We start from the raw sequence: 24,678 nt of genomic DNA on the forward strand, positions 1-24,678 counted from the left end.
GCGCAAACCCAGACAACACAGATAGCGACTTGGGTGCAGGCTGCACGCCGATGGCGCGGAGCCCAAATTCAACGCCGCCATCACCCATAAAAAACCCCGCTACAGGAGCGGGGTTTTTCACTGGCTACCAGGGGGGTTATATCCTTCCGAGCAAGACCAGAATCAACAGAATCACCAGAATCGTACCGATGATGCCAGACGGCCCGTAACCCCAACTTCTGGAGTGCGGGAAGATCGGAAGACCGCCGACCAACAGGAGAATCAGGATGATGATCAGAATTGTGCCGATGCCCATGACGAGTTCCTTCTTGTGTACTTGGTAAATGGCCATGCCGTTCAAGCGTTCGCCAACTTCGTGAAAAGTTGTACTGCTTGAATAATCCGACTATCCCCCTGAATAAAAGGTTCGGATGGAAGGAAATAAAAAATCCAGTTTTTATAAAATTCATAAAAATCAAATAGTTAAAAAATAATCAGGGAGAACTAATCACCCTCGAGATCTGCAGAAAGCGTTCTCTTACAGCAAATTAATATGGAACTAACAATTTCCCGACCGGTCACGAAGTTACCGCAATCCCGCCAATAGGAAGCAAGCCATGTTTTATTCTCTCTTGGCCGATGCGGTGGTGGTCTTCCATCTTTTATTCATTCTGTTCGTCATGTTGGGCGCAGTTCTGGTTTTGCACAGGCTCGCTTGGGTCTGGCTGCATCTTCCGGCGGTGGCCTGGGGCATGGCGGTGGAATTCCTGCATCTGTATTGTCCGCTGACTCCATTGGAAAATGCCCTGCGCATCAAGGCAGGAGCCGCCGGGTATCGAGGCGATTTCGTCGGCCACTACCTGACTGCGCTGATTTACCCGGCGGGCCTCACGCCACAGATCCAGGTTGGCCTCGGCGCCGTGGTGCTGACGATCAACCTGGTTGCTTACGCCATCGTCATCCGGCGCTGGCGCGCACGACACAAGGTGGCCTGAGGCGAGGGTTTGCCTGGCATATTCAGCGAGCTAATGAAGGCGTTGTCCGACAATTTGTCTGTTTACACTGAAGCCACTTCCTCGCAATCGACAAGGCAATGGCTATGCAAAATCGCATGATGATCACTGGCGCAGGATCCGGCCTGGGGCGCGAGATCGCACTGCGTTGGGCACGAGAAGGCTGGCGTCTGGCGCTGTCGGACGTCAGTGATGACGGTCTTCAGGAAACCTTGAAGCTCGTGCGCGAGGCGGGCGGTGACGGTTTCATTCAGCGTTGCGATGTGCGCGATTACAGCCAGCTGACCGCCTTCGCACAGGCCTGCGAGCAGAAGTTCGGCGGCATCGACATCATCGTCAATAACGCGGGGGTGGCGTCTGGTGGCTTCTTCGGCGAGCTGTCGCTGGAGGACTGGGACTGGCAGATCGCGATCAACCTCATGGGTGTGGTCAAGGGGTGCAAAGCGTTCTTGCCGCTGCTGGAACAGAGCAAGGGCAAGATCGTCAACATTGCCTCGATGGCGGCCCTGATGCAGGGACCGGCGATGAGCAATTACAACGTGGCCAAGGCGGGGGTGGTGGCGTTGTCGGAAAGCCTGCTGGTCGAGTTGCGGCAGCAGGAAATAGGCGTGCACGTAGTCTGCCCTTCGTTCTTTCAGACCAACCTGCTGGACTCCTTCCGCGGCCCGACCCCGGCGATGAAAGCTCAGGTCGGCAAGTTGCTGGAAAGCTCGCCAATCACAGCGAGTGACATCGCCGGGTATATCTTCGATCAGGTCGGCCAGGGCGAATTCCTGATCCTGCCTCACGAGCAGGGGCGCATGGCCTGGCAGCTCAAGCAGCAGAATCCGCAAGCGATCTATAACGAGATGGCCAACATGGCCGACAAGATGCGCGCCAAGGCCAGGGCGGAATGAGGGCAGGGCTAGCATTAAGCTTGGCAGAAACATTTTCTGATAGGGTGACGCGCATCTTTCCGGTCACCCTTGAAGAGACTTCATCGTGCTCAACTATCTCTGGTTCTTTCTCGCTGCCTTGTTCGAAATCGCCGGTTGTTACGGGTTCTGGATGTGGTTGCGACAGGGCAAGAGCGCGCTTTGGGTCATCCCCGCGCTGATCAGCCTGACGCTGTTCGCGCTGTTGCTCACGCGGGTCGAAGCCACCTATGCCGGGCGCGCCTATGCGGCGTATGGCGGCATCTACATCATTGCGTCCATCGCCTGGCTGGGTGTGATCGAGCGTGTGCGGCCGCTGACGTCGGACTGGATTGGCGTGGGCTTTTGCGTGATAGGTGCGACGGTCATTCTGTTCGGTCCGCGCTGGTCAGTTTCCTGACGACCGCGATCTTCGAAAAGCGTTAACGATTGTGTCGAATGTTCGATGTGTTTGATTACATCCGTTCGCCTGTAGGACATGTCTGTCAGCCGCCGCCGTTCAGGCCTGAAGGGCAAAACTGATTTGTTCTCAGTGCATTGAAGGATTGGATCCACCGCGGCAACCTGCTCCCTCGGTTACCTCCCAGGGAGTAGGAAAAATGCTGGTATTGACGCGAGAAATTGGAGAAACATTCTCCATCGGAGATGACATCACAGTGCGGATCCTGGGCATCACCGGCAATCAGGTACGCCTGGGCATCGACGCGCCGCAACACGTGAAGATTCACCGCGCGGAAGTCTACAGGCGTATCACGGCACGCCTGCAGCAGATGGCCGCGCAGTCTTCGACCTCGTAAGCGCGTTTACACGCGCCGCGGCCGGCCATTCATTCGTCGAAATATTCCTTGGGCACTTCATGCTTGAGCATCAGCTGGCATTGCTGGCTGTCCAGGTCGAAAAAAATCACCGCCTGACCTTTGCTCAACGCGTGCCGAACCCGTAGCACGCGGGTTTCGAGCGGCGTGTCGTCACCGTTGTCGGTGCCATCTCGAGTCACGAAATCCTCGATCAGACGCGTCAGGGTGTCGGCTTCGAGTTGGTCGTGGGGGATCAGCATAGGGTTCTCGATAATCGCAGTGGGGCGGATGGCGGGGATGCTAGCTTGGTCGGGAGAAGGAGGCTACGGGTCGTGGTTCAATTTCCCACATTGTAGGCGTTGGCTGCTGGCTAATGCGTTGGGGCAATCACCGATCAGTCGCCTGATCTGCCGCGTTAGCCGCCGTCGTAACTTCCGGCGTTTCTCACAGGTTCAGGCGTCATGCGGGCATTTGCCATCCACCAACGGCTATTGCAATTGATCGTGTGCCCGCCGAAACCCCCGGACGCCGCGAAACCTGTGGCAGGCGCAGGAGGTTACAACGGCAGCGAAGGGGGTCAGTTGCAGATGGACCCCTGACCCGGCGCATCGCCGGCAAGCGCGCTCACACAGTTTGCGTCGTCAGCGCCTACCGCTGCCCCACCAACGTATCCACCGCCGGCACCCGAGTATCGGTCTCCATTTGCGCGTCGTGCTCGATCTGATGACTGAAATTCTCCAGCGACGCATTGGCCGGTTTCGCATCGCTGGCGAACACCGGCGGGCTCATGATGTATGCCGTCAACAAACGGCTAAGCGTGCTGAGGCTGTCGATGTGCGTGCGCTCATAACCGTGGGTCGCGTCGCAACCGAAGGCCAGCAGGGCGGTGCGGGTGTCGTAGCCGGCGGTGATCGCCGAATGCGCGTCGCTGTAGTAATAGCGGAACAGGTCTCGGCGCACCGACAGTTCCTTTTCCTGGCCCAGACGCAACAGATGTCGGGACAGGTGATAGTCATAGGGACCGCCGGAATCCTGCATGGCCACGCTCACCGCGTGCTCGCTGGAGTGTTGGCCGGGCGCCACCGGGGCGATATCGATACCGACGAATTCGCTAACGTCCCACGGCAGGCTGCCCGCCGCACCACTGCCGGTCTCTTCGGTGATGGTGAACAGCGGGTGGCAATCGATCAGCGGTTCGGCGCCGCTGTCGACAATCGCTTTGAGAGCTGCGAGCAGCGCCGCCACGCCAGCCTTGTCGTCCAGGTGACGGGCGCTGATGTGGCCGCTTTCGGTGAACTCGGGCAATGGATCGAAGGCGACGAAATCGCCGACATTGATCCCCAGCGATTCACAGTCGGCGCGGGTGGCGCAATAGGCGTCCAGGCGCAGCTCGATGTGATCCCAACTGATCGGCAGGGTATCGACGGCGGTGTTGAACGCATGCCCGGAGGCCATCAACGGCAGCACGCTGCCACGAATCACGCCGGTGTCGGTGAACACGCTCACACGGCTGCCTTCGGCAAAGCGGCTGGACCAGCAACCGACGGCGGCCAGGCCCAGACGGCCGTTGTCTTTCACCTCACGCACGCTGGCGCCAATGGTGTCCAGGTGCGCGGAAACGGCGCGGTCCGGGCTGTTCTGCTTGCCTTTCAAGGTAGCGCGGATTGTGCCGCGCCGGGTCAGTTCGAAGGGAATGCCCAGCTCTTCCAGACGCTCGGCGACATAACGCACGATGGTGTCGGTAAAGCCCGTGGGACTTGGAATCGCGAGCATTTCCAGCAGGACTTTCTGCAGGTAATTCAGATCCGGTTCGAGGATTTTGGTCGCAGTTGTCATGGGAGGCTCCTCATTTGATGGCGCGATAACCCCGGTGGGAGCACGCTTGCCCGCGATATCGGAATGCCTGTGACGAGAACTTCGCCTGGTATTACGCCATCACGGGAAAGTGCGCTCCTACAACGATAGGAGCGCGCGCCGCTTTTCAGCCGTGCACAGGCAAGCTGTGGGGGAACAATAGATCGACGAAACGTTCGGCGGTCGGTTGTGGCTCGTGATTGGCCAAGCCGCAGCGTTCATTGGCTTCAATGAACACGTACTCGGGTTGATCGGCGGCCGGAACCATCAGGTCCAGGCCCACCACCGGAATGTCGAGGGCGCGAGCAGCGCGGATGGCGGCATCTTTCAACACCGGGTGCAGGATCGCGGTGACGTCTTCCAGACAGCCGCCGGTGTGCAGGTTTGCAGTGCGGCGCACGGCCAGACGCTGGTCGGCAGGCAGTACGCTGTCGAACGTGAAACCGGCGTCTTCCACAGTGCGACGGGTCTCTTCATCCACCGGAATCTTGCTTTCGCCATCTGTCGCAGCAGAACGGCGACGGCTCTGGGCTTCGATCAGTTGCCCGATGGTGTGACTGCCATCGCCCATGATCTGCGCAGGACGTCTGATCGCCGCCGCTGCCACTTCGAAACCGATGACCACAATGCGCAGATCCAGTCCTTCGTGAAAGCTTTCCAGCAACACGCGGGAATCGAACTGGCGTGCCCGCTCGACAGCAGCCTGAACGTCTTCGATGGTACGCAGATCGACCGCTACGCCCTGACCCTGTTCGCCATCCACAGGCTTGACCACGATGCGTTCGTGCTCATCCAGAAACGCCAGATTGTCATCGGCATTGCCCGCCAGTTGTTGCACTGGCAACTCCAGGCCCGCCGCTTTCAGCACTTTGTTGGTCAGACGCTTGTCCTGACACAGGGTCATGCTGACCGCCGAGGTCAGGTCACTCAGAGACTCGCGGCAGCGAATGCGGCGGCCGCCGTGAATGAGCGTGAACAGTCCGGCTTCGGCATCATCGACCTGCACATCGATACCACGCCGATGGGCTTCCTCGACGATGATTCGCGCATACGGGTTGAAGTCCGCTTGCGGACCGGGGCCGAGAAACAGCTTCTCGTTGATACCGTTCTTGCGCTTGATGGCGAAGGTCGGCAGGTTGCGAAAACCGAGTTTGCCGTAGAGGTTCTTGGCCTGTTGATTGTCGTGCAGTACCGACAGATCCAGATAAGCCAGCCCTCGGCTCTGGAAATGCTCGATCAGATGGCGCACCAACACTTCACCAACGCCTGGGCGGGTGCATTGCGGGTCCACCGCCAGGCACCAGAGGCTGCTGCCGTTTTCCGGGTCGTTGAAGGCTTTCTGGTGGTTCAGGCCCATGACGCTGCCGATCACCGCGTTGGTGGTTTCGTCTTCGGCGATCCAGTAGACCGGTCCGCCCTGATGACGCGGCGTCAGCAACGTTGGATCTATGGGCAACATGTTGCGCGCAATGTAGAGATTATTGATGGCGTCCCAATCGCCCTGGTTCTGCGCGCGACGAATGCGAAAGCCGCGAAACACGCGCTGGGAAGGGCGATAGTCGCTGAACCACAAACGCAGGGTGTCCGACGGATCGAGGAACAGCTGCTGCGGCGATTGCGCCAACACCTGTTGCGGCGCGGCTACGTACAGCGCGATGTCACGCTCGCCGGGTTTCTCGTTGAGCAACTCATGGGCCAGCGCCGCAGGATCAGGATAGGTGTGGCCGATCAGCAGACGGCCCCAGCCGCAATGCAGCGCCAGCGGCTCACTATCGGAGGTGCTGCCATCCTCGGCAAAACGCGCTTGCAAGCGTTCATAGGATGGTGCCTGACCACGCAACAGACGCTGGTTGTAGATCGAAGCGTTGGCTTTCATCGGTCAAAGTCCTTGTTCGCTGAGCCACAGATTCAGGGCCGCGAGCTGCCACAGCTTGGAACCGCGCAATGGGGTCAATTGACCGTCGGGATCGGTCAACAGCTTGTCGAGCATGGTCGGGTTGAACAGGCCACGGTCCTGACTCGGATCGAGCAACAGATCGCGGACCCAATTCAACGTGTCGCCTTCCAGGTGCTTGAGACCGGGCACAGGGAAATAGCCTTTTTTGCGGTCGATGACTTCGGATGGAATCACCAGACGCGCTGCCTCCTTGAGCACTTGCTTGCCGCCATCGGGCAGCTTGAAGCGCGCAGGAACGCGGGCCGACAGCTCCACCAAGCGGTAGTCGAGGAACGGCGTACGCGCCTCCAGACCCCAAGCCATGGTCATGTTGTCGACACGTTTGACCGGGTCGTCCACCAGCATCACCGTACTGTCCAGACGCAGGGCTTTATCTACTGCGGCATCGGCACCCGGCGTGGCGAAATGTTCGCGCACGAAGTCACCGGCGGCGTCATTGGCGGTCAGCCATTTCGGTGTCACGGTGGCCGCATACTCGTCGTAGCTGCGATCGAAAAACGCATTGCGATAGGCCGCATAAGGATCGCTCGCGCCATCGACCTGCGGGTACCAGTGATAACCGGCGAACAGCTCGTCCGCGCCCTGGCCGCTCTGGACCACTTTGCAGTGCTTGGCGACTTCGCGGGACAGCAGGTAGAAAGCGATGCAGTCATGGCTGACCATCGGCTCGCTCATGGCGCGAAACGCGGCAGGCAGCTGCTCGATGATTTCGCTTTCCTTGATGCGCAGTTGATGATGGTGGGTGCCGTAGTGCTTGGCGATCAGGTCCGAATACTGGAACTCGTCGCCGCGCTCGCCACCGGCATCCTGGAAGCCGATGGAGAACGTCGACAGGTCTTTAACGCCGACTTCGCGCAACAGCCCCACCAGCATGCTGGAATCGACGCCGCCGGACAGCAGCACACCGACATCCACCGCCGCACGTTGGCGAATGGCCACGGCTTCACGGGTGCTGTCGAGCACGCGGTCGCGCCAGTCTTCGAGGGTCAGGTTCGCTTCGTCGGCGCGTGGGCCGTAGGGCAGCGTCCACCAGACTTTCTGCTCGATCTTGCCGTCGGCACTGACCCGCATCCAGGTGGCTGGCGGAATTTTCTCGACACCAGCGAGCAGGGTGCGAGGGGCAGGGACCACGGCATGGAAATTCAGGTAATGGTTCAGCGCGATCGGGTCGAGCATGGGGCTGATGTCGCCGCCCTTGAGCAGCGCAGGCAGGGCCGACGCGAAGCGCAGGCGCTTGTCGGTGCGCGACAGATACAGCGGCTTGACGCCCAGACGGTCGCGGGCAATGAACAGGCTGTCTTTGTCGCGCTCCCAGATGGCGAAAGCGAACATGCCGTTGAGCTTGGGCAGCATGTCTTCGCCCCAGGCGTGATAGCCCTTGAGCAGCACTTCGGTGTCGCCACCGGAATGGAACTGGTAGCCGAGCGCTTCAAGCTCGGCACGTAGTTCAGGGAAGTTGTAAATCGCGCCGTTGAAGGCCAGGGAAAGGCCCAGATGGCTGTCGATCATCGGCTGCGCCGAGCCGTCGGACAGGTCCATGATTTTCAGGCGACGATGGCCCAGGGCAATCGGCCCCTGGCTATGAAAACCCCAGGCATCCGGGCCGCGAGGGGCCAGATGATGGGTGATGCGTTCTACTGCGGCGAGATCCGCAGGTTGGTTGTCGAAACGTAATTCACCAGCTAATCCGCACATATAATCCTTACCGGTTTTCCGTTGGGGAGCGTAGACGGGAAGTCCGGCTACCCAAAGACTGACCGGTGGGGATTGCCAGAGTTTTAGAACGATCGGTTATAACAGGGACCTCAAGTCCTCAGCACACACGTATGAGCAGGCTTGCTGGCGAACGCGGCAAAACGCGGAGTCATGGATTTCAATCAACCGTGTGGAGTGAGCTTGCTCACAAAGAGGCAGGTACAGACGCTAAATCATCAGCGGCTGGGCTCAGTTTTCGTGAGCAAGCTCACTCCCACAGGCCTTGTTCCAGAGCTATAACCTCAATACCCCGTCATCTCCAGATACCCCACCCCATCCTGACTCCCGCTCACCTGCACCGGCCCTTCCCAATAAGGAATCTGCAGGTTCATCCAGGCCTGCGGGTTGAGCGCTTCTACCGTCACATCCACCCCCTTGCCCGGGATTTTTACCGACCAGCGGGTGGGCATGTCGCGGCCTTCGACGCCGGTGGTGCCTTGCGGCTCAAGCGCGATGTCCTTGGCCGCCAGCAACTCGGTATTGCCATCGGCGTTGATCCAGGTTCCGGTCAGGTAAGGTTCGCCGTTCTTCTGGCGCATGCGGTACAGCATCACCTCGGCCCCATCTTTCATGTGCAGAGAAAACCAGTCCCAGCCGGTCTGATCCTCGGTCAGCGGCTGGCTGCTCCATTCGCGGTCCAGCCACGCCGGGCCGGACACCTGATAAGCCTTGCCATCGATCTCGATGCTGCCGTCAGCCTGGAAAAACGGCTGGCTGTAGTAATACGAAGCCTGACCTTGTTCGGATTTCTGGCTGAAACCCTGTTTGCCCTGCAGCACCAGAGGCTTGCTCGACGTCAGATGCAGGCGGTAGTTGAACTGCGGCCCGCGTGCTTGCAGCTGCATGTCGGTCAGGGGATCGTCCGTGGTGGATTGGCTGCTCAAGGCCCAGTCATCGATCCAGGCCGAGAAGGGCGCCAGGGTCACGCCAGCCTGACCGACACCCCCGCGGGCATAGCGCTCGGCGGCATAGTGCTCGTCTTCGCAGGTGACTGCCGCATGGCCCATCCACAGGTTGCGGTCGCGCCAGCCCTGATCGCTGCCGGGGGAGGTTTTTGACCGGGGCAGGGCGTTGCGAAACAGCGTCCACTGCACGCCGAATGACTGGCCGTCGGCGTCCTTGAGGTTGGCGGTGATGTACCACCACTCGATGCGGAAATCATTGTGTGGGCCGTGATCCTCAGGGAATACGAAGCGCTTGTCCGGCGTTACTTTGGCGTAGCTCGCGGCATCGTCAGCAAGGCCCGCGAAGCCTTTTTCTTCTTCGGGTTCGTTGTCGCAGCCGGTCAGCGCTACGAGCAGTAACAGCAGGGCAATCGCCTTAGCTTTCATTGGCGAAGGTCCTCAGCAAATCGGCGGGGCGAGTCCGATACAGACGGTACAGCGGCCACGCCGAAGCCAGCAGGGTAGCCAGTATTGCCAGCAGCATCAGGCTCAACAGCTGCGCCGGGAATACCTGCAACGGTAAGCGCCAGCCGAACGCCTGAACGTTGATGACCGCATCCAGACACCAGGCCAGCAAAAGCCCCAATGGGATCGCCAGCACCAGCGTCAGCACTGCGAGCAGCCAGGTCTGCGCCAGATTCAGCAGCATTAACTGCCGCCGGGTCACGCCCAGCGCCCACAATGGTGCCAATTGCCCCAGTCGACTCTGGCTCTGGGTCAACAGGCTGATGAACAGCGCCACGCCGGCGACCATCAACGTCAGGCTGTTAAGCGCGGCGGTTACGGCGAAGGTGCGTTCGAACACCTGTCGCGACCAGGCCTTGAGCTGGATCTGATCGACGATGCGGTTGTCGTCGATGGTGAACTTGTTGTGCAGCACCCGCAGCAGTTGGGGAATGGCGTGGGGATCGATGCGCAGGTTGAAGCGGTTCGGCGTCAGTTGCGGCCAGTGTTCGAGCAGGTGCTCGGCGTTGACCAGCATGTGCCCCTTGGGGTTGCCATAGTCGGCGTAGATGCCCACCACCCGCAGTTGCCAGTCACCGTCCGGCGCAGGAAGCTTCACTTCGTCACCCACGGCGACCTTGAGCCGGCGCGCCAACTGCTCGCTGAGCATCAGCGTGTCGTCCTTGGCCAACTGTCCCCAGGGGTCGCCACTGGCCGAGTCGAGCAGCGGCCAGTGTTGACGGTAATGCGGACTGTCGATGACGCCATACAGCTCGGCGGGCCAACCATGCAGTTGCAGCGACACCTGCCAGTTGGGCAGCACCGCGGATGTCAGCGGTTGCTCGCTCAGCCATTTTTGCAGCGGCGCCGCCTGGGCCGAATTCTGCGGATTGATGTACAGCTCGGCGCTCAGGCGTTGCTCCAGCCAGTGGCTGAAGGTTTGGCGGAAACCGGAGGTCATGCTGCCCGCGCCGATGTTCGCGGCCATGGCCAGCAACAGGGCCATCAACGCCAGGCTCAGCGCGGGCAGCTGTTGGCGGCAGTCGGCGAGAAACCACTGCCCCAGCACCGAGCGGCTCTTGCCCAACAGGGCGTTGAGCAAGGCGTTGAGCAACACCGGCAGGCCCAGTGCGGCGCTGAGCAACAGGCTGGCCATCAACACGAAACCCAGCGCCAGGCTGTTGCCGAACAGCGCCGCGAGCAACGCGATCAGTGCAGAAATCCCGGCGATCCAGCCCTGGCGCTTGAGCCAGCGCGCGTGGGTTTCGTGCCAGGCCTGGGCATTGGCCAGCGCCAGCAATGGTAGACGCGCCGCGCGCAACAGGCTGCTGGCCCCGGCGAGAAAGGCACCGAACAGGGCCACGCCCAGGCCGCTCAGCCACCACCAGATGCTCAGGTTCAGATGCCCGGCTACTTCGGCGCCATACAACCCACGCAGGCTGGCGGCGACATCGGGCAGCAGCACGCTCGCCAGCCAGTAACCGCTGATTACCCCGGCGATGCCACCCAATAGGGCGAGCACGCCCAGTTCGATGATCAGACTGCCGATCAGTCCTCGGGCGCTGACCCCGCAGGCGCGCAGGTTGCGCAGCAGTCCGCGGCGTTGTTCCAGGGCCAGGCCAATCGCCGCATGCACGATGAACAGCCCGACCACGAACGACAGAAAGCCTAGCGCGTCGAGGTTCAGGTGAAAGCTTTCGGTGAGGCGACCCAGGTCGTTGTCCTCGCCACTTTTGCGGATCACCAGCTCACCCTTCAAGTCATCAGGCAGGGCGGGCGTGTTTTCCGCGAAGTCCGCGGGCAGGATCATGCGTGAGATCTGCCCCGACTGGTTCAGTAGTTGCTGGGCGAAGCCGATGTCCATCAGCAGCAGACCGGGTGCCATGTCGGCCTGCGCATGCAGCTGCGGCAGAGCCTGACCGGATTCGCTCAGCGGCTGTTCACCTTCGTGCAGACCCAGCGCCTGCATCGTCTGCGGGGAGATCCAGGTACTGCCCGGCGGAGTGAAGAAATCGACGATCTGCGCGGTGTCCAGCGACTGCCCGGCCAGTGCGGTATTGGAAGGCAGTGACACCGGTTCGATGCCCAACAGCGTCAGGCGTTGCTCAGGCAGGTTTTTCAGGGTGATGCGACCGCGCAAAGCGGGCGACACTGGCCAGCCCGCCCGGCGCAGGCTAACGAACAGTGCCTGGGAGTAATTCGCGCCGTTGGGGGCAACCAGCACCTTTTGCGGCTCGCCGCCGATCAATTGGCTGGCTTTGGCGTAACTTTCCCGAGCCTGACTGTTCAGCGCCTGCACCCCGGTGAGCAGGCTGGTCGCCAGCCACAGGCCGGTCAGCACGCTGAAGAACTGCACCGGATGGCGCCGCCAATGGCTGAGCAGCGCCTTGAGCGTCCAGAAAAGCACCGGCATCAGCGATCGCCTTCAGCGGCCAGACGTCCCAGGTGCAGTACCGCCTGCCGATCCAGACGCGCCGCCACTCGCGGGCTGTGCGTCACCATCAACAGGCTGGTGGGGCTGTCGGCGAGCAGGTCCAGAAGTAGCTGCAGCACTTCGTCGCTGGTGTTCTCGTCAAGGTTGCCTGTGGGTTCGTCCGCCAACAACAGGCCGGGTCGAGAAGCGAGGGCGCGCCCGATCGCTACCCTTTGTTGCTGGCCGCCGGAGAGCTGCTCCGGATAACGCTTGAGCAGCGCACTCAGCCCCAGGCGCTCGACCAGCTCGGCTTGCCACTCGGGCAGATAACGCCCGGCCAGCCGCGCCTGAAAGGCAAGGTTGTCTTCGACCTTGAGGCTGCCGATCAGGTTGAACTGCTGGAATACCAGACCGATTTCAGTGCGTCGCCAGTTGGCCAACTGCGCTTCGTTCATCTGGTCCAGACGCTGACCGGCGATTTCGATGCTGCCCTTGTCGACCTGATCCAGCCCGGCCACCAGGTGCAACAAGGTGCTTTTGCCACTGCCGGATTCGCCCATCAACGCCAGGCTTTCATTCTGGCCCAATTGCAAATCCGCGCCCCGCAATACCGCCAGCGGGCCCTGGGCTGTGGCATAGCTCTTGAACACGCCTTGGACTTGCAGCATCGACATGCACCTGAAGGGAGACGACGTGGAGAATACCGGGATATGCAAACGCTCGGACAGTGGATCAGCGTGGGGGCGCAGAAGTTGCGTCGAATGTGGGCTGTGTAGGAGCGCGCCTGGATGAGAAGGAGTATTTGCGACCGACGCAGAACCTGTGGGAGCTGCTGGAGTTTGCGACAGTGGCGAATGCGGCGGGTCAGGCAGAGATGCATCGACTGTCGTAGCGCTTTCGCTGCCGTCGTAACCTGCAACGTCTTCCACAGGATTGTCGCCATGCCGAAAAGCTGTAGTGAACTCGCGGCCTCGTTATTTACCGCGAATCAGACTGCGCAGCACAAACCGGTTGGGGTGACAGGCCTCTGCCACGCTGCGTGGCAAGGGCAGGGGTTCGTTGTCCAGCCACGCGGCGATCAACTCGCCGGACAAGGGTGCGGTGATCAGTCCGCGCGAGCCATGGCCGCTGTTGACATAGAGTCCGTCCAGCCAGGGGCATTCGGTCTGTAGGATCTGCCGGGCGTCCTTGCGCAACGCCGCGTATGCCTCGAGAAATGCCCGCCTGTCCGCCAGCGGCCCGACGATGGGCAGGTAATCGGGACTGGTGCAGCGAAATGCAGCGCGCCCTTGCAATTGTTCGGCAGGTAGCTCGTTGGCCTGCAGACGCTCGGTCAGGTCCGTCGAGATCTCGCGCAGCAGCTCCAGATTGCCCTGATGCTCGGCCACGGTCGGGGTCAGGTCGTCGCTCTTGAAGTCAAAACTTGCCCCCAGCGTGTGTTCGCCCAGACGCCCCGGCGCCACATAGCCCTCGGCGCAGACCACCGTGCTCAGCGACTGACTGGCCTCGGTTTCCGGCAATCGGGTGATCTGCCCACGAATGCGCTTGAGTGGCAGGTCCGCGCTGGCCGCAAAGCGCTTGATCTCCGCCGCGCCCGCCAATACCACCACCGCGGCTGAGGCCAGCAGACGCTCCCCATCCCACGCCTGCCAAATATCGTCTTCACGGCGCAATTCGATGACATCGTTGTGCGCCATCAGGCGAATGTTCGCCATTCCCGCCTGATGCCGGCACAACGCAGGCGGATGTACCCAACCGCCTTCCGGATAGAACAGACCGCCGCTGTCCAGCGCGACGCCGGCTCGGGCTTCGGCGTCGGTCTTGACCAGCACATGCAGCAACTCGGGAGAAAATGCTTGCGCCAATTGCGCCTGTCGCTCGCCTTCCTTTTCGTCGAACGCCAGTTGCAACACGCCGCAGTCACCCCAGTCGACCCCACGTTCCAACCGTTCCAGCAGACGACGGGTGTGACCAAAACCACTGAGGATCAATTGCGACAGCGCCGTGCCGTGCGCTGAAAGTTTCAGGTACAGCACGCCTTGAGGATTGCCGGAAGCTTCCTGCGCCACGTCCTCGTGCCGCTCCAGCAGACTGACCTGCCAGCCCCGCGCGGCGAGACTGGCCGCCGTGGCGCAGCCGGCCAGTCCTGCGCCGATCACCAATGCCTTGCGCTCGCCGGTCGGCAGTCGGGGTCGAGCAAACCAGGGTTTCGCAGGTGTCGGCGTAGCTACTTCTTCGGGCCAACCAACGAACGTGCCCTTGAGCACTTCCCACTTGTGGCCGATCCCCGGCACCCGTTTCATCTTGAAGCCTGCCGCATTCAAGGCACGGCGAACCCAGCCGGTGCTAGTAAAGGTGCCGATGGTCGAACCGGGCGCGGCCAGTCGAGCCAGTTCGGCGAACAGCTCCGGGGTCCACATTTCCGGGTTTTTCGAAGGCGCGAAGCCGTCGAGAAACCATGCGTCGATTTGCCCGTCCAGCTGCGGCAGCATCTGCAGCGCATCGCCGATCAGCAAGGTCAGCGTGACTCGCCCGCTGTCGAACACCAATCGCTGAAAACCTTCGTGAATCGCCAGGTATTGGCCCAGCAATTGATCGGCGAAGGTTTTCAATTCCGGCCACAGATTCAAGGCGCGTTCCAGATCGGTGCGGCTGAGGGGGAACTTCTCGACACTGACGAATTGCAACCGCGCGCCGGGCGTGGCGCAGGCTTCGAACAACTGCCAGGCGCAGAGGAAATTGAGCCCGGTGCCAAAACCGGTTTCGCCAATCACCAAGCGACCGTCAGCCGGTAGGGCACCGAAGCGCGCGTGCAGGTCGTTCTGAGTCAGAAACACGTGACGGGTTTCGGCCAGGCCCGATTCGTTGGAGAAGTAGACGTCGGCGAATGCCCGGGAGATCGGGTTGCCGTTTTCGTCCCAGTCGAGCTGGGCGTGCTGGATAGTGGTCATCGTCGGGCTACGCAAGGCGCTTTGGCAGGTGCAAGGCCGGCATCTTAACCCACCGATGAACTCACCGCGGTTACCGGCTTGCTGCACGACGATTGATCCATGGCAGCGATTCGTTGTCACAACCCACATCGCTCGTATCGATCCGCTAGTCTTGAGCGATCTGGAACAGGAGCAACACATGTTCGAATCCGCTGAAATCGGCCACACCATCGACGACGAAACCTACAACGCCGAAGTCCCGGCCCTTCGCGAAGCCTTGCTTGACGCCCAATATGAACTGCATGAACAGAGCAAGCGCCAGATCATCGTGTTGATCAACGGCATTGAAGGCGCCGGCAAGGGCGAAACCGTCAAGCTGCTCAACGACTGGATGGATCCGCGCTTTATAGAAGTGCGCACCTTCGATCAGCAGACCGACGAGGAACTGGCCCATCCGTCGGTCTGGCGCTACTGGCGCCAGTTGCCGCCCAAGGGCCGCATCGGCATCTTCTTCGGCAACTGGTACAGCCAGATGCTCCAGGGCCGGGTACACAAGCAGTTCAAGGACCCGGTTCTGGATCAGGCGATCAACGCTGCCGAACGTCTGGAAAAAATGCTGGTGGACGAAGGCGCGGTGATCTTCAAGTTCTGGTTTCACCTGTCCAAGAAACAGATGAAGCTGCGCCTCAAGACCCTCAAGGACGACCCGTTGCACAGCTGGCGCATCAGCCCGCTGGACTGGCAACAATCCCAGACCTACGACAAGTTCGTGCGCTTCGGCGAGCGGGTCCTGCGCCGCACCAGTCGTGACTATGCGCCGTGGCACGTGATTGAGGGTGTCGACCCCAATTACCGCAGTCTGACGGTCGGGCGCCTGTTGCTGGAAGGCTTGCAGAATGCCCTGAAGACGCCTGAAGGCAGCGCCAATATGGTCAACATCGGGCCGCTGCCGAGCAACACCGATGAGCTGAGCCTGCTGGACAGCCTGGACATGACCCTGGCGCTGGAAAAAGACGACTACAACGAGCAGTTGATCACCGAACAGGCGCGGCTGTCGGGCCTGATGCGCGACAAACGCATGCGTCGTCACGCGCTGGTGGCGGTGTTCGAGGGCAATGACGCGGCGGGCAAGGGCGGGGCCATCAAACGCGTGGCCGGGGCGCTCGACCCTCGGCAGTATCACATCGTGCCGATTGCCGCGCCGAGTCAGGATGAACTGGCGCAGCCTTACCTGTGGCGATTCTGGCGACAGATTCCGGCGCGGGGCAAGTTCACCGTGTTCGACCGCTCATGGTATGGCCGGGTGCTGGTCGAGCGCGTCGAGGGCTTTTGCTCCGAGGCTGACTGGCTGCGGGCCTACAGCGAGATCAACGACTTCGAAGAGCAACTCACCGATGCGAACGTCGTGGTAGTGAAATTCTGGCTGGCGATTGACGACAAGACCCAGCTGGAACGCTTCAAGGCACGGGAAAAGATCCCGTTCAAACGCCACAAGATCACTGATGACGACTGGCGCAACCGCAAGAAATGGCCGCAATACCGCGAAGCCGTCGGCGACATGGTTGACCGCACCAGCACCGAAATCGCCCCGTGGACACTGGTCGAAGCCAACGATAAACGCTGGGCGCGGGTCAAAGTGCTGCGCACCATCAACGATGCGCTGTTGGCGGCGTTCGAGAAGGGGGATAAAAAGAAAAAGTAACGGCCGGGCACAAAAACCTGTAGGAGCGCGCTTGCCCGAGATTCGTCCGTATATCCGATGCACTTCTATCATCCGATACGACGTATCGCGGGCAAGCGCGCTCCTACAGGGCAACTGCGGCGTCACCGCTCCCGCAATGCCTCGGTTCGTGCTTTGAGCACTGGTTTCAACAAATAATCCATCACACTTTTCTCGCCGGTGATGATGTCCACGGTGGCGACCATGCCGGGGATGATCAGCAGGGGCTTGTCATCGCTGCCCAAGTGGTTTTTGTCGGTCCGGACCTGGATCAGGTAGAACGTGTTCCCCTTGTCGTCGGTGGTGGTGTCGGCGCCGATCAGTTCCAGCTTGGCGGGCAGCCCGCCATAGATGGTGTAGTCATAGGCGCTGAACTTGACCATGGCTTTCTGGCCCGGACGCAGGAAGGCCACGTCTTGCGGGCGTACCTTGGCTTCGATCAGCAGGTTGTCCTCCAGCGGGACGATTTCCACCATGTCGCTGCCGGGCTGAACCACGCCGCCGATGGTGTTGACCTTGAGCGTCTTGACGATGCCCTTGACCGGCGAGGTCACGGTGGTACGGGTCACGCGGTCGTCGATGGCGATGCTGGTGGCGCTGGCCTTGGCCAGGTCCGAGCGTTTGTCGTTCAGGTCTTTCGCGGCGTCGGAGCGGAAGCCGTCGAGGGATTCTTGAATCTTGCTCTTGATCTCGTTGATCGCGGCTTCCGCGCGAGGAATCGCCAGCGACGTCGCATCCATCTGACCACGGGCCTCGGACGCCTTGCCCTTGAGCCGGATGATCTCCACCGGCGATACCGCGCCGCTGTTGACCAGGGGCGCCGACATGTTCAGCTCTTGCTGAATGAAGCCCAGTTGATTGCGGTATTGATCCTGTTTGGAGCGAAACTCGGCGACTTCCTGCATCTTCTGCCGCAATTGCTCCTGCAGTGTGCGCTGTTCGCTGGCCAGACGGCGCTGGCGCGAGTCATACAGCGATTGCTCATCGGCCGCGACTTGTGGCGCCTTGCTCAGCACCTCGGCCGAAGGCTTGAAGGGACGCCCCTCGGATTCCGCCGACAGGCGCCCGACCTGAGCCATCAGGGTGTATTTGTCGACCTCGCTTTCGCCCTTGTTCGACAAAAACCGCGTGTCGTCCAGGCGCAGCAGGGTATCGCCCTTGTTCACGATCTGCCCTTCGCGGACGAAAATCTCGGTGACGATGCCGCCTTCCAGGTTCTGGATCACTTGAACCTTGCTCGACGGGATCGCCTTGCCTTCGCCCATGGTGACTTCCTGCAAAACGGCGAACTTGGCCCAGATCAGCGCGGTAAGGATCAAGGCGGCGGCAATCCATACCGTGAGTCGCGAACCTCGGGACGAGTCCTGCGCCGCGACGCCTGCAACTTCCGGCATGAACTCGGCATCGACCTGACGGGCAGGGCGAAAATAGCTGTGAGCGGATGACATCGGTAACGCTCCTTAAACCGTGGTGGGGCCGACACGGCCCTTGCGCAGTGCTTCGACGACGAGATCTTTCGGGCCGTCGGCAACCACTTTGCCGTTGTCCAGCACCACCAGCCGATCCACCAAACTGAGCATCGACATGCGATGGGTGACCAGCAACAGCGTCTTGCCCTGCATCCGCTCGAAGAGTTTCTGCCGCAAGACGTCCTCGCTGGCGTTGTCCATGTGGCTGGTCGGTTCGTCGAGCAGCATGATCGGCGGATCGAGCAACAGCGCGCGGGCCATCAGCACTGCCTGACGCTGCCCGCCAGATAACAGCTGGCCGCGCTCGCCCACTGGCCGGTCGAAGCCCAGCGGATGATTGCGCGCCAGCTCGGTGACGCCAGTCAGCTCGGCTACCTCCAGCATCCGCGCATCGGTGACATAGCGCGCGCCAAGGGTCAGGTTGTCGCGCAGGCTGCCCGCCAGCAACGGCAGGTCATGAGCGACATAGCCCACCTGTTGACGCAGATCGGCGACGTCCACCTGCCGCAGGTCCAGCCCGTCCAGCAACAGTTGCCCTTCGTCGGGCGTGTAGAAGCCCATCATCAGTCGCGCCAGGGTGCTTTTGCCCGAGCCGCTGCGACCAATGATGCCGACCCGCTCACCCGGTTTGACGCTGATGCTGACCTCGTGCAACGCCGCTGCCGTGCCGGGGCCGCCATAGGCGAAGCTGGCGTTGACTACCTGGATCGCGCCCTTGAGCTGAGTGTGTTGCAGCGGGGTCGTGCCTGGTGCGCGCTCCTGTGGCAGGGCCATCAGTGCGTCGGTGCTTTTCATCGTGACCTGCGCCTGTTGATAGCGCGTGATCAGGCCGGCGATCTGGCCCAGTGGCGCGAGAACCCGGCTGCCGAGCATGTAGCTGGCGACCAGAGCACCGACGGTGAGGTTGCCGGCAATGATGATGTAGACCCCGGCAATGATGGTCGCCATGCCCGAGAACTGCTGGATGAACAGCGTGCCGTTGCTGGCCAGTGCCGACAGATCGCGGGCGTGGCTGTCCAGGCGGGTGAGGGCGCCGTGGGTCGATTCCCATTTGTGCTGGCGTTCGCTTTCGGCGCCGCAGGCTTTCAGGGTTTCCAGGCCGCCGAGGGTTTCCACCAGCAGCGCCTGGCGTTCGGCACCCAGGGCCAGACTGCGCTCGACCGTGTCGCGCAGACGTATCTGGATGATCCAGGCGAACAGGATCGTGACCGGAAATGCCACCAGCGGAATCACCACCAGCCAGCCGCCAAGCAGCCCGATCACCGCCAGCATCAGCACGGCGAAAGGCAGGTCGATGAGGCTGGTCAGGGTCACGGCGGTGAGGAATTCGCGCAGGCCCTGAAAGTCATGAATGCTCTGAGCGAAGCCGCCGACGGTGGCCGGGCGCGCCTTCATCGACATGCCGGTGATGCGCTCGAACAGCGTCGCCGAGAGAATCACGTCGGTCTTCTTCCCGGCCTTATCCAGCAGATGCGCGCGCACCAGCCGCAGGGTCAGTTCGAAACCGGTGCCGATCAGCAGACCGATCGCCAGCACCCACAGCGTGGACGTCGCCTGGTTGGGCACCACGCGGTCGTAAGTCTGCATGACGAACAGCGGCACCATCAGGCCCAGTAGGTTGATCAGCAAACTGGCGAGAACCGCATCGCTGTACAGCCCGCGAGACAATTTGAGCGTGTCGCGGAACCAGGCGTTGACCCGAGGCACCAGCGGCGCGCGCAGGTTTTCCAGCTCGTGGCGGGGGCGGGCGAACAACGCCTGTCCGGTGTAGAGCGTTTCAAGCTCTTCACGGGTGACGCGCTGTTCGCCGCCGTCCGCCTCGCTGGGCAGAATCAGTGCCCGACCATCCTCTTCCCAGCGACGAAGGATCGCACAGCGATTGCCCTTGAGCAGCAGCAGAACCGGCAGATTCAGGCCGTCGATGGCGTTCAGGTCGCGGCGCAGGATGCGCGCCTGCAGACCGGCGCGGGCGGCGGCGCGGGGCAGAAGCTCGACGCTTAACGATTGTTGCGCCAGGGGCAGGCCAGCGCTGAGGCTGCTGCGGCTGGCGCTGCAATCGTGAAGCCGGCAGAGGATGAGCAAACCATCCAGTAGCGGATCGTCGAAGTTCGAACGTGGGTCGAACGGTGCAGGTTCAAAAATTGGCAATTCCATGCTGGTCACAGACTTCTCCCAGCGCTCGCGCGCTACTTCATTACTTCATGTCGGGCAGCCGGGCTTCGCTTTTGACTTCCGTCAAGGCGAGTGCGGCGGCTGGCAATATCACGCGCGCTTTGTTCAACAACTCGCCTTCGGTGGCCAACACCCGATACATCGAATATTCCTCGGTGTAGCGCAGTTCGGTGTAGCGGCGGGCGGCGTTGTACAGCTCGTTTTCGCTGTCCAGAAGGTCGAGCAGGGTGCGTTGACCCAGACCGAACTGGTCCTGATAGGCGGCGCGGACCTTGGTCGTGGTTTCGGCATATTCACGGGCGATCGGCGTCTGGATGCGCGCGTTGTTCATGGCGTTCCAGGCCAGGGACAGGTTCTCGTTAATCATCCGCAGCGCGTTGTTGCGGATGTCCATCGCCTGGCCGGTCTTGTACGAATCCGAATTAAGCCGGGCCTTGTCGCGATTGCCGTTGAACAGGTTGTAATTCATCACCACGGCGGCCCGCCATTCGTTGTCGTGGCCTTCCTCGCCCGCAATGTTGTTGTTGGCACCCACCGCCAGCTCGCCATCGAAGCGTGGGTAGAACGGCGATTTGGCAACCTCGTACTGCTTCTCGGCGGCGTTGACGTCGGCCTGGGCCGATTTCAAATAGGAATTGTTGGCCAGCATGCTTTGCTTGGCATCGGTCAGGCTCGACGGCACTTCGCCCTTGATGGAAGGCGGGGCTTCCAGCTCATCGGGCATCTTGCCTACGGCACTGAAAAAGTTGGCTTCGGCATCGGCCAAATCCACCTGGGCGGTGTAGAAGTTGTTCTCCGCCAGTGCGCGACGGGCCTTGGACTGATCGCTGTCGGCGTTGCTGCCGATGCCGCGATTGGCGCGCAGGCCGATCTGGTCGTTGATGCGCAGATGCGCCTGCAGGTTGTTCTTGGCCAGATCCAGCAGCTCCCGGCGTTTGAGCACTTCCAGGTAAACCTCGATAGCCCTCAGCGCAAGATCTTCCGAGGTACCGCGCAGGTAGTACGCCCGGGAATTGACCACCGCCTGGGTGCGGCCGACTTCGTTCTTGGTGTTGAAGCCGTCGAATAGCATCTGGCGCAGCCGCAATTCCGACTGGGTGTAGTTCAGGGTTTCTTCGTTGTGGTTGCCCACAAAACGGGTGGTGGGGCTGTCGGTGTGCTCGCGGCCGTAGGCGGCAATGACATCCACGGTCGGAAGATAGCCTCCCTTGGCGATCTTCACGTCTTCGTCTGCGGACAACCGGTTATTCACGTTGGAGTGAATCTCCGGGTGATTGTCAATGGTGTTCTGAACCGCTTGATTCAGTGACATGGCTTGCGCTTGGGCGCAGGCCACCGCTAACACAACTGCACTGTAAAGCGGGGTCAAATCGCGCATGGAAACTCTCCCTGGATAGATGTTGTACTGCCTGTGCCAAAAAACAGGCGAAATCGTCTGTTTGAATCGTCTCAGGTTTGTAACACATAGCAAAGAACAACTCTCGAGAAATGCTCAGACGTTTTTTTCATATCGCTTATTCCAAAAAAAACTTATGCCTTTTTCGATATTCGGGCGAATGTTGGCTTCAGTAATCGCTTTTATTCAAGCGTTTACAACCACTGAAGCGTTTAGATTGAGGTTTAAACGAAAATTTGACGGCGTTCGACTAGCTGATTTTTCGAGCAAAATCTCGAAAAGAATCAGCGACATAAAATTGTCGTTTAATGATGGCTCTCAGCCATAGACGTGCGTCTTTCGAACATTTTTTGTTGGATTAGTAACATTTCTGATCCGGTTTACGCAGCAAGGGAGTGGACATGGCCAGGTTGATCGGTACGGTGCGGGCAGTGACAGGCGACGTTTTTGCAGTGGCTACCAACGGCACCAAGCGATTGGTGGTCGAAGGCGACAAGGTTTACGCCGGCGAGCTGCTGCAAACCGGCGCTACGGGCGCGGTGGCGGTGCACCTGGCCAAGGGAGGCGAGTTGACTCTGGGGCGCGACAGCAGCATGCCGCTGACCCCGGATATCCTCGCCAATCACGCCACTCACGTGGACACCCCGGATGCCACTGCACCGAGTCAGTGGCAACTGGCGGATGTGCAGCAACTGCAGCAAGTGATCGCTGCAGGTGCCGACCCGAGTCAAGTCGCCGACTCGCCGGCTGCCGGCAGCGCCAACCCCGGTGGTGCCCCGTCGGCGTTGGGCGGCGGTCACAGCTACGTGCTGCTGACTGAGACCGCAGGCGTCGTGACGCCCACCATCGGCTTTCCAACGGTGGGCTTGACCGCCACGTTCGAGGTGCCCGATGGCCAGGTCTTCGGCGATGCGAACCGTAACGGCGACAACTCGCTGCCACCGGTCGTGGCCGTGCCGCCCGATCAACCCCCTGTAGTCGCGCCGCCTGTAGTCGGTCCGCCGGAAGTGACGCCGCCTGACACAACGCCACCGGAAGTGACTCCGCCTGACACAACGCCGCCGGAAGTGACACCACCTGTGGTCACCCCTCCGGTCGTGACCCCTCCGGATGAGCCACCGCCGCCGACCAACAACGGCGTGACGGTGGGGGCCAGCGATGTAACGCTGAACGAAGCCAACCTTGCCGACGGCAGCGCTCCAAACCCGGCTGCGTTGAACCAGAACGGTGTGATCAAGATCACCGCGCCCGATGGCTTACAGACCTTGACCATTGGCGGCATTGACGTCGTGGTCAACGGCGTGGCGCTGACCTCGCCGCAGTCGGTCACTTTGCCGTCTGGCAACACGTTCACGATCCTCAACTACAACCCGGTGACGGGCGAGGCCAGCTACACCTACACCCTCAACGGCCCGGAAACCCATAGCCAGGGCGACGGCACTGTCAACGACGAACAGATCGCGGTCCACGCGGTGGACAGCGACGGTGATGTCGCTAATGGCAGCATCAACGTTCACGTGACCGACGACGTGCCTCAGGCAACCGCTGACATTGGCTATGTGAAGGAAGGCGGCGAGACCAGCGGCAATATTCTCGCCAACGACCTGGCCGGGGCCGATGGCGCGGGGGCGGGCGGTCTGATCGTCGGCGTGCGGGCGGGCAGCGACACTTCCAGCCCGGTCTTCGGCGGCGTCGGCAAGGTGATTCAAGGGCTGTACGGCACCTTGACCGTAGACGCGAGCGGTCAGGCGTCGTACATGGCCAACCCGAACTCCGGTGGTCATGGCGACGCGCAAGACATCTTCACCTACACCATCCGCGACGCCGATGGTGATACCAGCACCACCACGATCACCGTCAACGTGTTCCATAACGATGGTGTGGTCATTGGTGGCAGCGATTGCACGGTCAGCGAAGCCAGCCTTGCTGACGGCTCCCACCCAGATCCTGCCGCGCTGACCCAGGCCGGTACGATCAAGATCACCGCGCCGGACGGCCTGCAAACCCTCACCATCGGCGGCATCAGCATAGTCGATCATGGTGTGCCGCTGACCTCGCCGCAGTCGGTCACTTTGCCGTCTGGCAACACGTTCACGATCCTCAACTACAACCCGAATACGGGCGAGGTGAGTTACACCTACACCCTCAATAGCGCTGAAACCCACAGCCAGGGCGACGGCACTGTCAACAACGAACAGATCGCCGTGCATGCTGTGGACAACGATGGCGACACCGCCGACGGCAACATCAACGTCCACGTGACCGACGATGTCCCTCAGGCAACCGCGGACATTGGCTATGTGAAGGAAGGTGGCGAGACCAGCGGCAATATTCTCGCCAACGACCTGGCCGGGGCCGATGGCGCGGGGGCGGGCGGTCTGATCGTCGGCGTGCGGGCGGGCAGCGACACTTCCAGCCCGGTCTTCGGCGGCGTCGGCACGGTGATTCAAGGGCTGTACGGCACCTTGACCGTAGACGCGAGCGGTCAGGCCTCGTACATGGCCAACCCGAATTCCGGTGGTCATGGCGACGCGCAAGACATCTTCACCTACACCATCCGCGACGCAGATGGTGATACCAGCACCACCACAGTCACTGTCAACGTGTTCCATAACGATGGCGTGGTCATCGGTGGCAGCGATTGCACGGTCAGCGAGGCCAGTCTTGCTGACGGCTCCCACCCAGATCCTGCCGCGCTGACCCAGGCCGGTACGATCAAGATCACCGCGCCGGACGGCCTGCAAACCCTCACCGTCGGCGGCATCAACGTAGTCGATCATGGTGTGCCGCTGACCTCGCCGCAGTCGATCACCTTGCCATCGGGTAGCACGTTTACCGTCGTCAACTACAACCCGAATACGGGCGAGGTGAGTTACACCTACACCCTCAATAGCGCTGAAACCCACAGCCAGGGCGACGGC

The 24,678-nt window shown here is 61.2% G+C and carries 18 protein-coding genes; 6 read left to right on the forward strand and 12 right to left on the reverse strand.

Annotated features, from left to right (window positions below):
- Window positions 1-136: 136 nt before the first annotated feature.
- On the reverse strand, window positions 137-295 hold the full coding sequence (locus CE491_RS10410) for a DUF3309 family protein (protein ID WP_110948291.1): 159 nt from the start codon (window positions 293-295) through the stop codon (window positions 137-139).
- Between the two features lie 301 nt (window positions 296-596).
- Between CE491_RS10410 and CE491_RS10415 the strand changes: the two genes are divergently transcribed.
- The 4 genes from CE491_RS10415 to csrA all read left to right on the forward strand — a co-directional run bounded on the left by CE491_RS10415 (window position 597) and on the right by csrA (window position 2,703).
- On the forward strand, window positions 597-974 hold the full coding sequence (locus tag CE491_RS10415; protein WP_110948272.1) for a DUF2784 domain-containing protein: 378 nt from the start codon (window positions 597-599) through the stop codon (window positions 972-974).
- A gap of 104 nt (window positions 975-1,078) precedes the next feature.
- A complete protein-coding gene (locus tag CE491_RS10420) occupies window positions 1,079-1,888 on the forward strand; it encodes an SDR family oxidoreductase (RefSeq protein WP_110948273.1) in 810 nt (269 codons plus the stop codon).
- A gap of 85 nt (window positions 1,889-1,973) precedes the next feature.
- A complete protein-coding gene (locus CE491_RS10425) occupies window positions 1,974-2,306 on the forward strand; it encodes a YnfA family protein (RefSeq protein WP_110948274.1) in 333 nt (110 codons plus the stop codon).
- A gap of 199 nt (window positions 2,307-2,505) precedes the next feature.
- Window positions 2,506-2,703 carry a carbon storage regulator CsrA gene (gene csrA, locus CE491_RS10430; protein WP_110948275.1) on the forward strand — a complete coding sequence of 66 codons (198 nt, stop codon included), beginning with the start codon at window positions 2,506-2,508 and terminating at the stop codon, window positions 2,701-2,703.
- A gap of 29 nt (window positions 2,704-2,732) precedes the next feature.
- Here csrA and CE491_RS10435 read toward each other — a convergent pair whose 3' ends face one another.
- The 8 genes from CE491_RS10435 to mnmC form a co-directional block, all read right to left on the reverse strand.
- Window positions 2,733-2,963: a YheU family protein gene (locus CE491_RS10435; RefSeq protein WP_081566003.1), complete on the reverse strand. Its 231-nt coding sequence runs from the start codon at window positions 2,961-2,963 to the stop codon at window positions 2,733-2,735.
- Window positions 2,964-3,351: 388 nt separating this feature from the next.
- Window positions 3,352-4,539 carry an osmoprotectant NAGGN system M42 family peptidase gene (locus tag CE491_RS10440; protein WP_110948276.1) on the reverse strand — a complete coding sequence of 396 codons (1,188 nt, stop codon included), beginning with the start codon at window positions 4,537-4,539 and terminating at the stop codon, window positions 3,352-3,354.
- A gap of 145 nt (window positions 4,540-4,684) precedes the next feature.
- Window positions 4,685-6,433: an N-acetylglutaminylglutamine synthetase gene (ngg, locus tag CE491_RS10445; RefSeq protein ID WP_110948277.1), complete on the reverse strand. Its 1,749-nt coding sequence runs from the start codon at window positions 6,431-6,433 to the stop codon at window positions 4,685-4,687.
- A gap of 3 nt (window positions 6,434-6,436) precedes the next feature.
- Window positions 6,437-8,209 carry an N-acetylglutaminylglutamine amidotransferase gene (locus CE491_RS10450; RefSeq protein ID WP_110948278.1) on the reverse strand — a complete coding sequence of 591 codons (1,773 nt, stop codon included), beginning with the start codon at window positions 8,207-8,209 and terminating at the stop codon, window positions 6,437-6,439.
- Between the two features lie 302 nt (window positions 8,210-8,511).
- The gene (locus CE491_RS10455; protein ID WP_110948279.1) at window positions 8,512-9,600 is read right to left on the reverse strand and encodes a lipocalin-like domain-containing protein; all 1,089 of its coding nucleotides are present in this window, start codon (window positions 9,598-9,600) and stop codon (window positions 8,512-8,514) included.
- Window positions 9,590-12,070, reverse strand: coding sequence for an ABC transporter permease (locus tag CE491_RS10460; RefSeq protein ID WP_110948280.1), 2,481 nt, complete (start codon window positions 12,068-12,070; stop codon window positions 9,590-9,592). The genes CE491_RS10455 and CE491_RS10460 overlap by 11 nt, the downstream gene beginning before the upstream one ends.
- On the reverse strand, window positions 12,070-12,738 hold the full coding sequence (locus CE491_RS10465; RefSeq protein ID WP_110948281.1) for an ABC transporter ATP-binding protein: 669 nt from the start codon (window positions 12,736-12,738) through the stop codon (window positions 12,070-12,072). The genes CE491_RS10460 and CE491_RS10465 overlap by 1 nt, the downstream gene beginning before the upstream one ends.
- A gap of 306 nt (window positions 12,739-13,044) precedes the next feature.
- A complete protein-coding gene (gene mnmC, locus CE491_RS10470; protein ID WP_110948282.1) occupies window positions 13,045-15,021 on the reverse strand; it encodes a bifunctional tRNA (5-methylaminomethyl-2-thiouridine)(34)-methyltransferase MnmD/FAD-dependent 5-carboxymethylaminomethyl-2-thiouridine(34) oxidoreductase MnmC in 1,977 nt (658 codons plus the stop codon).
- A gap of 178 nt (window positions 15,022-15,199) precedes the next feature.
- Here mnmC and pap point away from each other — a divergent pair, with 178 nt between their 5' ends.
- Window positions 15,200-16,702, forward strand: a complete 1,503-nt coding sequence (pap, locus tag CE491_RS10475; RefSeq protein WP_110948283.1) for a polyphosphate:AMP phosphotransferase — start codon at window positions 15,200-15,202, stop codon at window positions 16,700-16,702.
- 122 nt (window positions 16,703-16,824) lie between these two features.
- Here pap and CE491_RS10480 read toward each other — a convergent pair whose 3' ends face one another.
- Genes CE491_RS10480 through CE491_RS10490 form a run of 3 tightly spaced genes read right to left on the reverse strand, consistent with a single transcriptional unit; the run spans window position 16,825 to window position 21,739 of the window.
- Entirely contained in the window at window positions 16,825-18,168 is a 1,344-nt protein-coding gene (locus CE491_RS10480; RefSeq protein WP_110948284.1) for an HlyD family type I secretion periplasmic adaptor subunit, read from the reverse strand.
- Window positions 18,169-18,180: 12 nt separating this feature from the next.
- Entirely contained in the window at window positions 18,181-20,343 is a 2,163-nt protein-coding gene (locus CE491_RS10485; RefSeq protein WP_110948292.1) for a type I secretion system permease/ATPase, read from the reverse strand.
- A gap of 40 nt (window positions 20,344-20,383) precedes the next feature.
- Window positions 20,384-21,739 (reverse strand): TolC family outer membrane protein, encoded by a 1,356-nt coding sequence (locus CE491_RS10490; protein ID WP_110948285.1) that lies wholly within the window; start codon window positions 21,737-21,739, stop codon window positions 20,384-20,386.
- Window positions 21,740-22,158: 419 nt separating this feature from the next.
- Between CE491_RS10490 and CE491_RS10505 the strand changes: the two genes are divergently transcribed.
- Window positions 22,159-24,678: retention module-containing protein (locus CE491_RS10505; protein ID WP_199885061.1), on the forward strand; the 2,520-nt coding region annotated here is incomplete at its 3' end.

The organism is Pseudomonas bohemica, assembly GCF_002934685.1.
Lineage (GTDB): Bacteria > Pseudomonadota > Gammaproteobacteria > Pseudomonadales > Pseudomonadaceae > Aquipseudomonas > Aquipseudomonas bohemica.